Below are 13,349 nucleotides of genomic sequence, written 5' to 3'. Positions count from 1 at the left end.
CTCAAAATCATCCATACTAGTTTGTTTTGTCTTCATCTCACACCTTTAAAAAATGAAAAAATGAAATTCAACCTAAATACAATAACACGTGAAAACGTAAAAACCTTAAAGCCGTATTCGTCTGCACGAGACGAATTTGAGGATTTTAATACTGCGAACATGATTTTTTTGGACGCGAATGAAAATCCGTTTCAAAATGGTGTAAATCGCTACCCGGATCCACAGCAAAATTCGGTGAAAGCTATTTTAGCAAAAAACAATAAAGTCAACCCAAATCAGATTCTACTCGGGAACGGTAGTGATGAAGTCTTAGATTTACTTTTTAGAGCTTTCTGTGAACCTAAAAAAGACAATATCATTTCGTTGCCACCCACCTACGGCATGTATGGCGTTCTAGCCGACATAAACGCAGTAGAAAACAGAGAGGTTTTACTTTCGACTGATTTTCAACCACAGGTAGAGAAAATTTTAGATGCCGTTGATGACAATACAAAAATCATCTTTTTATGCTCTCCAAATAATCCAACGGGCAATTCTTTTTCGGATGAAAGCGTGGTAAAATTACTTCAGAACTTCAAAGGTTTGGTCGTAATTGATGAAGCCTATATTGATTTTTCAGACAAAGAAAGCTGGCTCACCGAAATGGATGAATATCCAAATTTAGTCATCACACAAACACTTTCTAAAGCCTACGGTTTGGCTGGAATCCGATTGGGAATTTGTTACGCTTCAGCAGCAGTAATTTCGGTTTTGAATAAAATAAAACCTCCTTATAATGTAAATGAATTGACACAACAAAGAGCGATAGTTCGTTTGAATGATTCAGAAAAAATAAAATCTGAAATTAGTTCTATTATTGAACAAAGAGAGGAATTACTTAAAGTTTTACTCAAAGTTTCTTTTGTCGAAAAAATATATCCCACAGAGGCCAATTTCATTCTTGTAAAAGTAGACAATGCCAACAAAAGATATGATGAATTAATTGCAAAAGGAATCGTAATCAGAAACCGTACAACACAAGCTTTATGCGAAAACTGTCTTCGATTCACAATCGGAATCCCAGAGGAAAATGCAGTTTTAATTAAGGAATTGAAGTTGTTGAAGTAAAAAATTAACCGCAAAGTTCGCAAAGGATTACGCGAAGAACGCAAAGTAGCGGCAAAGAAAAAAAATCCGTTTAATCTGTGTTAATCTGTGGCCAATTAAAAATTCACCTTCTGCAATCAAATTAGTGCAATTCGCGAAATTAGTGGCAAAAAAAAAGAATCAAACTATGAAAAAAGTACTTTTTATCGATCGTGACGGAACGATTGTTTTAGAACCCGAAAATTATCAATTAGACAGCCTGGATAAAATAGAATTTTATCCAAAAGCATTTCAATATTTAGCTAAAATCGCCAGCGAACTCGACTATGAATTGGCTATGGTAACCAATCAAGACGGATTAGGAACAGACAGTTTCCCTGAAGACACCTTTTGGCCAACACAAAATTTTATTCTTAAAGCCTTTGAAAATGAAGGCGTATTGTTTGATGATATCTTCATTGATAAGTCTTTCCCTGAAGAAAACGCACCAACACGCAAGCCCAGAACCGGAATGTTAACTAAATATCTAAATAATCCCCAGTATGATTTAGAGAATTCATTTGTTTTAGGAGATCGTTTAACTGATGTTGAACTGGCTAAAAATTTAGGAGCAAAAGCCATCTTTATAAACGATACTGATGGAATCGGCACCAATGAAATCAGCATAAAACGAGAAGAATTAAACGATACTATCATTCTTCAAACAACAAGCTGGAAAACGATTTATGAATTTCTGAAATTAGAAGAACGTTCAGCCTCAATTACAAGAAAAACAAACGAAACCGATATTTTTATTGGTTTAAACTTAGACGGAACCGGTAAAAGCAAGATCGAAACCGGAATTGCCTTTTTTGATCATATGTTAGATCAGATTGCACGTCACGGTCAAATGGACTTAGAAATTGCGGTAAAAGGGGATTTAGAAGTCGATGAACACCACACCATTGAAGATACTGCAATTGCTTTAGGTGAAGTATTCGCAAAAGCGCTAGGCAATAAGTTAGGAATAGAGCGCTATGGTTTCTGTCTTCCAATGGACGATTGCCTCGCGCAGGTTGCCATTGACTTCGGCGGAAGAAATTGGTTGGTTTGGGAAGCCGAATTCAAACGTGAAATGGTTGGAAAAATGCCAACAGAAATGTTTTATCACTTCTTCAAATCATTCTCCGATGGAGCCAAAGCCAACATAAACATAAAAGCCGAAGGAACAAACGAACACCACAAAATCGAAGCGATCTTTAAAGCCTTCGCCAAAGCGATAAAAGTAGCAGTAAAACGAGATACAGAGAAAATGATTCTACCATCAACGAAAGGGATGCTTTAACAAGTTTAAAATTGTTTCAGGTTTCAGGTTTCAGGTTTCAAGTTACGCACAGAACGTGAAACTTGAAACCTGAAACAAAAACAAAACACACCAAAAAATGAAAATAGTTATCATAAATTACGGGGCAGGAAATATTCAAAGCATCATGTTTGCTATTGAAAGACTGGGTTGCAAGGCCATCCTGAGCAATAATCCCGAAGAAATTCTGGCTGCCGACAAAGTGATTTTCCCCGGAGTTGGCGAAGCAAGTTCAGCAATGGAAAAACTGATTGAGAGTGGTTTGGACAGTTTGATTCCAAATCTAAAACAACCCGTATTAGGAATTTGTCTGGGAATGCAGCTGATGTGCCAATCGTCTGAAGAAGGAAACACTAAAGGATTAGGTATTTTTGATGTTGATGTGGTCAAATTCACATCAAACGTAAAAGTGCCTCAAATGGGTTGGAATCAGATCTATAATTTGAAATCAGATTTGTTTAGAGGAATTCCAGAGAACGAATTCATGTATTTGGTACATAGTTTTTATGCTCCAAATTGCCCTGAAGCCATAGCAACAACCCATTACGATGTGGAATACGCCTCGGCCTTACATAAAAATAATTTTTACGGAACCCAGTTTCACCCCGAAAAAAGCGGAGACATTGGAGAGAAAATATTGGGGAATTTTTTGAATATTTAAATATTTTAAATTCCAATTTAACCAAAAACATCCATTTCAATTCCAATTTTAGAATCTAAAATCTAAAATCAGAAATCTAAAATAATAAACATGAGAATAATACCAGCCATAGATATCATTGACGGAAAATGTGTTCGTTTGTCCAAAGGAGATTATGATACCAAAATAATTTACAATGAAAACCCGCTTGAAGTCGCAAAATCATTTGAAGCACACGGAATCGAGTATCTGCATTTAGTAGATCTGGATGGTGCCAAGTCAAGCAAGATTGTCAATTATAAAATCTTAGAACAAATAGCAACAAAGACCAAACTGAAGATTGATTTCGGAGGCGGACTAAAAGCAGATTCCGATCTGAAAATTGCTTTTGAAAGTGGTGCAAATCAAATCACAGGTGGCAGTATCGCAGTAAAAAACAAAGAATTATTCCAAAAATGGATTGCAGAATACGGTTCTGATAAAATCATTCTGGGAGCAGATGCCAAAGATGAAAAAGTGGCAGTTTCAGGCTGGTTAGAAGACTCAAATGAAGATTTAATTCCATTTATTCAAGACTATCAAAGCAAAGGAATTCAATACGTTATTTGCACGGACATTGCCAAAGACGGAATGCTAGAAGGCCCTAGTTTTGATTTATATAAAAAAATAATAGAGAATTGTACCGTCAAAACAAACAGAGCAGAGATTAAATTAATCGCATCAGGCGGAATTTCAACTTTCGATGAATTACCAAAATTGGCCGAATTGGGCTGCGAAGGAACCATCATCGGAAAAGCGATTTACGAAGGACGAATTTCGTTGAAACAATTGGAAAATTACATATTATCAATGTAGAGACGCACAGCAGTGCGTCTCAACGGTGCGTCTATGCGGTGCGCCTCTACGGTACGTCCCATGGCACGTATCTACGATGCATCATGACATGCAAATCATAACAACAAAAAAAATGCTATTTTCAAGAAAACCATATGTATCAAGTAATTATATAATTTTCAAATTATCCAATTGACACATTATCTAATTAACACAATCCCTCATTAACAAACTAAAAAAATGTTAGCAAAAAGAATCATACCTTGTTTAGATATAAAAAACGGTCGAACCGTAAAAGGCGTCAATTTTGTTGATTTGCGCGATGCGGGAGATCCTGTAGAACTTGCTGCGTTATATTCAGCCGAAGGGGCAGATGAGCTGGTTTTCCTGGATATTTCCGCTACAGAAGAACGTAGAAAGACTTTAGTAAATATGGTGCGCCATGTTGCGGAAAAAATCAATATTCCATTTACGGTCGGAGGAGGGATTTCTTCGGTCGAGGATGTTGAAATCCTTTTGAACAATGGAGCTGATAAAGTCTCCATTAATTCATCGGCTGTAAAAAACCCGCAATTAATCAATGATTTGGCGCAGAAATTCGGAAGTCAATGCGTTGTGGTAGCAATCGATGCCAAACAAATTAACGGACAATGGATTGTACATTTAGTAGGCGGAAAAGTACCAACAGAACTAAATTTATTCGATTGGGCCGTAGAAGTTGCTGCACGTGGTGCAGGCGAAATTTTATTCACATCAATGGATAATGACGGAACTAAAAACGGATTTGCAAACGAGGCTTTGGCAAAACTCTCTGAACTGGTAAATATACCGATTATTGCATCGGGAGGAGCCGGAAATATTCAACATTTTGTCGATTCATTTAAAATTGGAAAAGCAGATGCCGCTTTGGCTGCGAGTGTTTTTCACTTTAAAGAAATCGAAATTAAAGCTTTAAAAAGAGAACTTAAAAACAATGGTATTGAAGTTAGAATTTAAATCCCAAATTTCTTAAATTCCAAATTCCAATACTTATTAATTATAACGGGATTCAGCAATCTAAGGTCTGAATTCAAAAATATAAAATCATAATGAACATAAATTTCTCAAAAAACACAGACGGTTTAATTCCGGCAATAGTTCAGGATTCAGAGACTAAAACAGTTTTAATGCTGGGTTATATGAATGCAGAATCATTTCAAAAAACGATAGAGACTCAAAAAGTTACTTTTTTCAGCCGATCCAAACAAAGACTTTGGACAAAAGGGGAGGAGAGTGGTAACTTTTTAAACTTGGTAGACATTAAAAATGACTGTGATGGCGATACCTTATTAATTCAGGCAAAACCCGTTGGTCCAACATGTCACACAGGGGCAGATACCTGCTGGCAGGAAGAAAATAAAGAGTCTTATGGTTTTATTTCCAATTTAGAAAACACAATCAAAGTCCGCAGAGAAAATGCTGATTCCGAGAAAAGTTATGTGGCTTCACTATTTGAAAAAGGCATCAATAAAATCGCCCAGAAAGTAGGGGAAGAGGCCGTAGAAGTGGTAATCGAAGCCAAAGACGATAATGATGATTTGTTCTTAAGTGAAAGTGCTGATCTACTTTTTCATTATTTAATTTTGCTACAAGCCAAAGGTTTTCAGCTGGAAGACGTTGTAAATGTTTTGAAGAAACGTCAGAAATAGTTATTCGATGTTTTTTTAGTTTAATAAACTTAAAAGCAGAATTAAGTAGTATTTTAGTTTAAAAAAATCAGATCATGAAACTTTTTATATGCTTCTTATTATTTTTGAATCCTTCAGTTAATTTCGATTACAAGAAGAGAATTTTACCCTATTCCATAGTTATTTCAAAGGCTGATTTAATTGTCGAAGGATCTATCACAAGTGTCTCGAAAGGCAAATACGAACTTTTAATAAATCAGTTTATTAAAGGCAAATCAACCCAAAAAATCAAAGTCGAAATTTTTGAGGATTGGATGTGTGATCGCCGAATTGAAAAACCAAAAACAGGACAAAAATTGATTCTTTTTTTAGAAAAAGAGAATTCGTATTACAGTATAATCAACCAAAGCACCGGAGAATTATTTGTTGCAAAGGACAACTCTGTTCGTACCTTTATGATGGATAAATTTCCAAAATCAACAGTCTTAAAAAAAGGGATAACAATGTTTTTAGAGACTTATACGTGTCAAGGAAATTTAAATGATCGTTTTTTGCAAAATATCCATTTTCAAAAAAAGAAGACCTCTACTGAAATTGATAAAATGAAAAAAGAAAATGAGTTTTTTAAGTATTTAGTAGAAGGGGGTATTCAATAGCATAAAGCAAAATTAATATACTTACAGCACTATAATATACTTTTTTTTGTCATTTCAAGCGAAGTCGAGAAATCACACCAGAAACTCCGTACAGTTTGTCGTCCTGAAGAACATAAGTTTACTGAATTAATACCGCTGAATTTCACTTTACGGAATTACTTGCGAAGATATTTCGTTCCTCAATATGACAAAATTGCGGAAGATAGAAATGGAGCAGCTTGTGTGATTTCTCGACTTCGCTCGAAATGACAGAATTGCAACAACCCTAAAACTAGTAAACAGTAACCTGAAACCTGAAACTTCAAACCTGAAACCTGAAACTTAAAACCTGAAACAAACCATTAACACCCCTTTCACTCCACAAACTCCAAAACTGCAAACTCCTCCGGTTTATGGAAACCAAATACAGGATTCTTATAAGGCTCTAATGCAAGATATTCACTCGTATTACCGTAATCGATTCTAAAAGCATTTCCTCTCCATTTGGTGCCGATTTTCGGTTTGTTAAAATTGCCATTCGGAATGTTTTTCAAACCCGAAAATGGAATTTTTATTTCGGTAGTAAAACCTTTTGGAGTTATTTTACTAACTGCTTGCATGCCGGAAAGATTAAACGATATAGAAGTATTCCAACCTCCACAACCAGGTGAAATACATTTGATGAGCATATCGTAATGCGTTGAGAAAGCATTAACTCCTATTTCCAGATAATTTTGCCTATCTCCATCAGGATCTATAAAAATTTCAACTAAATCATCACTATTAAATATTTGCGAGTCGTTTTGCTTCTTTGATCCGACAATTTTAGCATCTTGAGAACGATACGCCACATAAAGATTTTCATCATCCCAAGCAAAAGAAACAGTAGTTTGTTGGGTAGCCTTTCCACCTGAGTTATGTATAACAAACGGGCCTTTAAATGGTGTCTTCCAATCAGCTAAATCACCATCGATACTTATTTTCCCTTTTGTTTTATGAATTGGAATTGTTTGGGCACCAGCTGTTACAGAAAAAACTAAACATAAAACAAATAGTATTAAATTGGATTTCATAAAGTAAGCGGTGTTTTTTAGAAAAGCTAAAATACTGAAGAATAATGAATTTTAACATTAAATATTTCGAAGAGAAATCATAAAATTTCAGATAACTTAATCTGAATGTTTACATTTGTTACAGATTAAGTTGGCTTAAATACCTTATTTATTACAAATTTCTAAATTTATGAAAAATTACTTTGGAGGCTTTGTTATAGCCTTTCTGGTTAGTTTCGGAACCAATGCTCAAGGACTTCTTAATAAGTCTGAAACTACTTTTACACATCAGGACACCTTACGCGGAAGCATCACAAAAGAAAGAGCTTGGTGGGACTTGAAATATTACCATCTGGATATTAAAGTAAACCCTTCTGAGAAAACGATAACCGGATCTAATACGATTCGATATACGGTTTTGTCAACAGGGACGAAAATGCAAATAGACTTACAGCAGCCCATGCAGATTTATAAAGTCACTCAGGATGGGAAAGAGCTAAAGTTTGTGAGAGATGGCAATGCTTTTTTCATTGAATTAACCGCTGCTCAAAAAGTGGGAGACAAAAAGGAAATTGTAGTTTCATTTGGTGGAAAACCTAAAGAAGCAATAAAACCACCTTGGGACGGAGGAATTACGTGGAAAAAAGACAAAAACGGGAAAGACTTCATTGCTTCCTCTTGTCAGGGTCTGGGCGCCAGTGTTTGGTGGCCTAACAAAGATCATATGTATGACGAAGTGGAGAACATGTTGATCAGCGTGAATGTTCCGGGAGATTTGACCGATGTTTCTAATGGAAGATTACAAAGCGTTAAAAAAGAAAAAGATGGCACGAGAACCTTTAATTGGTACGTGGCCAATCCGATTAATAATTACGGTGTAAACATTAATATTGGAGATTATGCTCATTTTTCTGAGAAGTATAAAGGCGAAAAAGGAGATCTGGACTGCAGTTATTATGTTTTAAAAGACAACTTAGACAAAGCCAAAGAGCACTTTAAAGATGCACCAAGAATGCTAAAAGCATTTGAAAACTGGTTTGGACCTTATCCTTTCTACGAAGACAGCTATAAATTGGTTGAAGCGCCTTATTTAGGTATGGAGCACCAAAGCTCTGTAACCTATGGTAATGAATACAAAAACGGTTATTTAGGTCATGATCTAAGCGGTACCGGATGGGGAATGAAATTTGACTTTATCATCATTCATGAATCTGGTCACGAATGGTTTGCAAACAATATCACCTACAAAGACATTGCAGACATGTGGATTCACGAAAGTTTCACCAATTACTCGGAGAGTCTTTTTGTAGAATATTACTATGGCAAAGAAGCAGGAGCTGAATATGTTATCGGATGCAGAAGAAACATTCAAAACGACAAACCGATTATAGGTAATTATGAAGTAAATAATGAAGGTTCCGGCGATATGTATCCAAAAGGAGCCAATATGCTTCATACGATTCGTCAGATTGTAAATGATGATGCCAAATGGAAATCAATTTTAAGAGGTTTAAACAGTACTTTTTATCATCAAACCGTTACAACTAAACAGATTGAAGATTATATGAGTACACAAACCGGAATTGATTTGAGTAAAATTTTCAATCAGTATTTGAGAAGTACCAAAATTCCGGTTTTTGAATATATGTTTAAAGACGGACAACTGGGATACCACTGGACAAACTGTGTAAATAAATTCGACATGCCGGTAAAAGTAACGGTAGACGGAAAAGAAATCTGGTTGAAACCAACTCAGGAATGGAAATCAGAAAAAATTGAAGGTAAAGAACCTAAACTGGAAGTAGACAAAAACTTCTATGTTACGACTTCTAATATTATAGAATAACACTGTAGTAAATTCCAATATTTTAAAATCCCAAATTCCAATTGTTGGAGGTTGGGATTTTTTTTATGGTTTTTATTACCTTAAATAGAATTTCGTTTGCAAATTTAAACCCGACAGGTTTTAAAAACCTGTCGGGTTTGTTTTTAATTTTTGGAATTTGGAATTTCAAAATATTGGAATTTCCCTTCCTTTACCTATTAAGTTTTGCCTTTTCCCTCATAATATCGGCAATTTTCCTGTTTTCTATTTTGCTCTCCAACCATGAAATAATGTCTAAATACAGAAAGGCTCTTTTTTCATAGGTAATTTTCTCCAGTTCTATAAAACGAGTCCTCATTTTAATAAACTCCTTTTTAATATCGGCAGGATAAAAATTATTCAGGTTCTTTAAGAATTTGATAATCTCCTTTTGAACCTCATGCAGATCGTTCATTTTCAGTAAGAACTTATATGTGTTTTTAAGGTGATTTTCCAAGTAATAATCTTTCCCTAACTCATAATGTACAATCAAAGACAAGATACGCGCAAAGCACATTAAATCCTCGCGCATCGATAAATTTTTGTTGTTGATGATTTTATCCAAATAGTGAATAGACTCATTGTACTTCTCATTCCCAAAATAAATACACGCAATTTTATAATAGAACACCATTTCGTGATGTTCATCAAGATGTTCGTTGTGCAGTTTTATTTTCTCCAGAATCTCCGGGATCAGGTATTCGCTTTCGGCAAAAGTACCTTCTAATATATGCAGATTTAGTTTGTTGTTATAAACGTATAAAAAGGATAGCGACGCAATATTATCGTTCACAGGAAATTTAGGATCCTGAATGGTTTCTTCCAAAAGTGTCAAATACTTCTTGAAATTCGTTTTATATTTCAACATATAAAGCGATTCCAGAAAATAATGATTCCCTTTTAAGAAAAATACAGGATTTAAATAAATCATATTAGGGTTATCGTAAAACAAAGTCACCCATTTATAAGCATATTTATAACTTGCTACAAAATCCTGAACAAGGAAACTACGCCACAGATTGGCATTATAAAACCAATACTTCTCACGGAAACCAAACTTAGACTCGTCCAGTTTGGCGATGTGTTTATTAAAGTAATCGTCTATATACTTATATTCCTCATCACTTTTTACGTAACCCGTTTTTAACATGATTCCGTACAATTGCAGTGATAAATTCGATAATTTACTTGAAATTGTATTGCGATAGTTCAATTCTTTGGCCTGCACGACTAATTCATCTGCGCGACCCTGAATACTTCTGGTAATATACTGTGATTCGATTAATTTTTCGAATTCGACAATCTCATATGCCATATATTTTTCATCATTCTCCAGCGCCAGAATTTTTGTCTTGTCAAGGATCTTTAAACTCTGTCTATAAAGTCCTTTATTATAAAGAATAACAGCAAAATCAATCTGTTCCCGCAACTGATAACGAATGTTCTGACTTGGAATATTCAATCGAATACTCACCAATATCTGCTTGTACAGATATGATTTTAAGTTAGATAGCTGTACTTTTTTTATGATTCCGCTCTTAAGAATGAGTTTTTCATCATAAGTTTCAGACTTATCTAAAATATTAAACAATTCAATAAATTTTGTATTTGAACTCGTTTCCAAACGACTTGCAAAAATTTTAAACTGCCTTTTTTCAGATTTTGAAAGTGATTTTATCAGAACAAATAAGAAATCTTTTTGATGGTTAGCCATTGTAAAATATAATAATGTAACTTATTGATTTTTAGTTATTTAATAGCGTATAAATTGTTTTATAAACAGTATAATCTCATTAAAATGAATTTCATACAGAAGTAGTACAACATATATTTGTTATCAAGATGTGAAATTACATTAAATAAATGAATATGAATAGAGAGAAAGTTCAAATTTTTGACACCACTTTGCGTGATGGTGAACAGGTCCCGGGATGCAAGTTAGATACGAAACAAAAATTAGTTATCGCAGAACGACTTGATAAGATGGGAGTTGACATCATTGAAGCAGGTTTCCCTGTGTCAAGTCCGGGCGATTTTTTATCGGTCTCTGAGATTTGTAAAATTGTAGAAAACGCAACCGTCTGCGGACTAACAAGAGCCGTAAAAAACGACATCGATGTTGCTGCAGCTGCCTTAAAACATGCTAAAAAACCAAGAATCCACACCGGAATCGGAACATCAGAATCTCACATACTCCATAAACTAAATACGACAAAAGAAGATATTATCGCCAGAGCAAAATATGCCGTATCACATGCAAAATCTTATGTTGAAGATGTGGAGTTTTATGCCGAAGATGCCGGTAGAACAGACAACGCTTTCCTTGCAAAAGTTTGCGAAGAAGTAATAAAATCGGGAGCAACAGTATTAAATATCCCCGACACTACAGGCTATTGTTTACCTGAAGAATACGGTGCAAAAATTAAATATTTAAAAGAAAACGTAAAAGGAATCGAAAACGTAATCCTTTCCTGCCACTGTCATAATGATTTAGGAATGGCGACTGCAAACTCAATTGCAGGGGCTATAAATGGAGCAAGACAAATAGAATGTACTATAAATGGTATTGGCGAAAGAGCCGGTAATACAGCGTTGGAAGAAATTGTAATGATTTTCAAACAACACCCATATCTGAATTTAGATACCAATATCAATACCCGAGAATTAAACGAAATGAGCCGTTTAGTTTCTGAAAGTATGGGAATGATCGTTCAACCCAATAAAGCTATTGTTGGTGCGAATGCTTTTGCTCACAGTTCCGGTATTCACCAGGACGGAGTAATCAAAAACAGAGCAACTTATGAAATCATGGATCCGCTTGATGTGGGAGTTAATGAATCATCTATAATATTAACAGCAAGAAGTGGTAGAGCTGCATTGGCTTACCGTGCTAAAAAGGTAGGTTATGAACTTACCAAAACACAATTGGATATTGTATACATCGAGTTTTTAAAATTCGCAGATATCAAAAAAGAAGTATTAGATGTAGATATTCATCAAATCATTGAAGCTTCTAAGATTGAGGGTGACTTGATCAGAAATTAATTAGAGAAAAAAAAAGATTTAAATACATAAAGAACGAGACGTTATGAATTTGAAAATAGCAGTTTTACCAGGAGATGGTATTGGACCGGAAGTAATTTTACAAGCCAAAAAAGCTTTACACGCCATAGGCGAGGTATACAATCATGAATTTGTTTTTGAAGAAGCGCTTATGGGAGCGATCGCTATCGACAAAACAGGAAATCCTTTACCAGAGCAAACTCTAAACCTGTGTCTGAATACAGATGCTGTTTTGTTTGGGGCGATTGGAGATCCTAAATATGATAACAATCCAAATGCAAAGGTGCGTCCGGAGCAAGGATTATTAAAACTGCGTAAAGAACTGGGTTTGTTTGCCAATATCCGTCCAATTAAACCTTATAAATCATTGATTGATGCTTCTCCTTTAAAAAGAGAAATTATCGATGGTGCTGATTTTACTATTTTCAGAGAATTAACAGGCGGAGCTTATTTCGGGACCAAAACCCTAAACGAAGAAGGAACGCATGCTTCTGATCTATGCGAATATTCAGAGGAAGAAATTACCCGAATTGCACATTTAGCGTTTAAAGCGGCACAAAATCGTCGTAAAAAACTAACCATGGTAGACAAAGCCAATGTTTTGGAAACCTCAAGATTGTGGAGAAAAGTAGTTCAGAAAATAGGGGAGAGTTATCCCGATGTTGCTCTAGACTTCTTATTTGTTGATAATGCCGCCATGCAGATCATTTTAAATCCAAAACAATTTGATGTGATTTTGACAGAAAATTTGTTCGGTGATATTTTGTCTGATGAAGCCAGTGTTATTACAGGTTCTATCGGTTTATTAGCTTCGGCTTCTTTAGGAGAAAAAAATGCGTTGTTTGAACCCATTCACGGTTCTTACCCACAAGCAAAAGGAAAAAATATCGCAAATCCAATTGCTTCCATCTTATCTGCTGCAATGTTATTAGAACATTTCGGGCTGTTTAAAGAAGCAAATGTGGTGTATCAGGCGGTTGAAAAAGCAATTGAATTTAAAGTAGTCACAACAGATTTGAAAGCAGATTCAAAATTTGGCACAAATGAAGTAGGGGAGTTCGTTTCCAATTTCATTTTCAGCAAAGACGACTTACTTTATTTCAATAATGATAATGTTCACATTGGACAATCAACAATTGTTTAGTGTTTTTATTAAAATAATACAA

12 protein-coding genes are annotated in these 13,349 nt (G+C 35.0%); 10 read left to right on the top strand and 2 right to left on the bottom strand.

The window, feature by feature from the left end:
- Window positions 1-60: 60 nt before the first annotated feature.
- The 7 genes from hisC to ACHRV3_RS00460 all read left to right on the top strand — a co-directional run bounded on the left by hisC (window position 61) and on the right by ACHRV3_RS00460 (window position 6,225).
- Window positions 61-1,107: a histidinol-phosphate transaminase gene (gene hisC / locus ACHRV3_RS00490; protein WP_395434115.1), complete on the top strand. Its 1,047-nt coding sequence runs from the start codon at window positions 61-63 to the stop codon at window positions 1,105-1,107.
- 166 nt (window positions 1,108-1,273) lie between these two features.
- A complete protein-coding gene (gene hisB, locus ACHRV3_RS00485) occupies window positions 1,274-2,410 on the top strand; it encodes a bifunctional histidinol-phosphatase/imidazoleglycerol-phosphate dehydratase HisB (RefSeq protein ID WP_395434114.1) in 1,137 nt (378 codons plus the stop codon).
- A 97-nt stretch (window positions 2,411-2,507) separates the two neighbouring features.
- Window positions 2,508-3,089 carry an imidazole glycerol phosphate synthase subunit HisH gene (gene hisH / locus ACHRV3_RS00480; RefSeq protein WP_395434113.1) on the top strand — a complete coding sequence of 194 codons (582 nt, stop codon included), beginning with the start codon at window positions 2,508-2,510 and terminating at the stop codon, window positions 3,087-3,089.
- Window positions 3,090-3,179: 90 nt separating this feature from the next.
- A complete protein-coding gene (hisA, locus tag ACHRV3_RS00475) occupies window positions 3,180-3,923 on the top strand; it encodes a 1-(5-phosphoribosyl)-5-[(5-phosphoribosylamino)methylideneamino]imidazole-4-carboxamide isomerase (protein WP_395434112.1) in 744 nt (247 codons plus the stop codon).
- Between the two features lie 219 nt (window positions 3,924-4,142).
- Complete coding sequence (gene hisF / locus ACHRV3_RS00470) at window positions 4,143-4,898, top strand: imidazole glycerol phosphate synthase subunit HisF (RefSeq protein WP_395434110.1); 756 nt, start codon at window positions 4,143-4,145, stop codon at window positions 4,896-4,898.
- A gap of 92 nt (window positions 4,899-4,990) precedes the next feature.
- A complete protein-coding gene (gene hisIE, locus ACHRV3_RS00465) occupies window positions 4,991-5,590 on the top strand; it encodes a bifunctional phosphoribosyl-AMP cyclohydrolase/phosphoribosyl-ATP diphosphatase HisIE (protein ID WP_395434109.1) in 600 nt (199 codons plus the stop codon).
- A 74-nt stretch (window positions 5,591-5,664) separates the two neighbouring features.
- A complete protein-coding gene (locus tag ACHRV3_RS00460) occupies window positions 5,665-6,225 on the top strand; it encodes a hypothetical protein (RefSeq protein WP_395434108.1) in 561 nt (186 codons plus the stop codon).
- Between the two features lie 353 nt (window positions 6,226-6,578).
- On the opposite strand, the gene ACHRV3_RS00455 is transcribed toward ACHRV3_RS00460, so the two are convergent.
- Window positions 6,579-7,277, bottom strand: a complete 699-nt coding sequence (locus ACHRV3_RS00455; RefSeq protein WP_395434106.1) for a carbohydrate-binding family 9-like protein — start codon at window positions 7,275-7,277, stop codon at window positions 6,579-6,581.
- 169 nt (window positions 7,278-7,446) lie between these two features.
- Between ACHRV3_RS00455 and ACHRV3_RS00450 the strand changes: the two genes are divergently transcribed.
- Entirely contained in the window at window positions 7,447-9,102 is a 1,656-nt protein-coding gene (locus tag ACHRV3_RS00450; RefSeq protein ID WP_047775053.1) for a M1 family metallopeptidase, read from the top strand.
- Window positions 9,103-9,292: 190 nt separating this feature from the next.
- Here ACHRV3_RS00450 and ACHRV3_RS00445 read toward each other — a convergent pair whose 3' ends face one another.
- On the bottom strand, window positions 9,293-10,834 hold the full coding sequence (locus ACHRV3_RS00445; RefSeq protein WP_047775051.1) for a hypothetical protein: 1,542 nt from the start codon (window positions 10,832-10,834) through the stop codon (window positions 9,293-9,295).
- Window positions 10,835-10,989: 155 nt separating this feature from the next.
- Here ACHRV3_RS00445 and ACHRV3_RS00440 point away from each other — a divergent pair, with 155 nt between their 5' ends.
- Window positions 10,990-12,165 carry a 2-isopropylmalate synthase gene (locus tag ACHRV3_RS00440; protein WP_082210609.1) on the top strand — a complete coding sequence of 392 codons (1,176 nt, stop codon included), beginning with the start codon at window positions 10,990-10,992 and terminating at the stop codon, window positions 12,163-12,165.
- A 43-nt stretch (window positions 12,166-12,208) separates the two neighbouring features.
- Window positions 12,209-13,327, top strand: a complete 1,119-nt coding sequence (gene leuB, locus ACHRV3_RS00435) for a 3-isopropylmalate dehydrogenase (RefSeq protein ID WP_395434105.1) — start codon at window positions 12,209-12,211, stop codon at window positions 13,325-13,327.
- Window positions 13,328-13,349: the final 22 nt, after the last annotated feature.

Origin of the sequence: Flavobacterium sp. FlaQc-49 (assembly GCF_044005985.1) — a bacterium.
GTDB lineage: Bacteria > Bacteroidota > Bacteroidia > Flavobacteriales > Flavobacteriaceae > Flavobacterium > Flavobacterium cupriresistens.
The sequence above is the reverse complement of the archived record's forward strand: the minus strand, read 5'-3'. Positions and strand labels throughout refer to the sequence as shown.

Coding starts and splice junctions, on each gene's coding strand:
- hisC (WP_395434115.1), top strand. CDS start 61: ATGAAATTCAACCTAAATACAATAACACGTGAAAACGTAAAAACCTTA.
- hisB (WP_395434114.1), top strand. CDS start 1,274: ATGAAAAAAGTACTTTTTATCGATCGTGACGGAACGATTGTTTTAGAA.
- hisH (WP_395434113.1), top strand. CDS start 2,508: ATGAAAATAGTTATCATAAATTACGGGGCAGGAAATATTCAAAGCATC.
- hisA (WP_395434112.1), top strand. CDS start 3,180: ATGAGAATAATACCAGCCATAGATATCATTGACGGAAAATGTGTTCGT.
- hisF (WP_395434110.1), top strand. CDS start 4,143: ATGTTAGCAAAAAGAATCATACCTTGTTTAGATATAAAAAACGGTCGA.
- hisIE (WP_395434109.1), top strand. CDS start 4,991: ATGAACATAAATTTCTCAAAAAACACAGACGGTTTAATTCCGGCAATA.
- ACHRV3_RS00460 (WP_395434108.1), top strand. CDS start 5,665: ATGAAACTTTTTATATGCTTCTTATTATTTTTGAATCCTTCAGTTAAT.
- ACHRV3_RS00455 (WP_395434106.1), bottom strand. CDS start 7,277: ATGAAATCCAATTTAATACTATTTGTTTTATGTTTAGTTTTTTCTGTA.
- ACHRV3_RS00450 (WP_047775053.1), top strand. CDS start 7,447: ATGAAAAATTACTTTGGAGGCTTTGTTATAGCCTTTCTGGTTAGTTTC.
- ACHRV3_RS00445 (WP_047775051.1), bottom strand. CDS start 10,834: ATGGCTAACCATCAAAAAGATTTCTTATTTGTTCTGATAAAATCACTT.
- ACHRV3_RS00440 (WP_082210609.1), top strand. CDS start 10,990: ATGAATAGAGAGAAAGTTCAAATTTTTGACACCACTTTGCGTGATGGT.
- leuB (WP_395434105.1), top strand. CDS start 12,209: ATGAATTTGAAAATAGCAGTTTTACCAGGAGATGGTATTGGACCGGAA.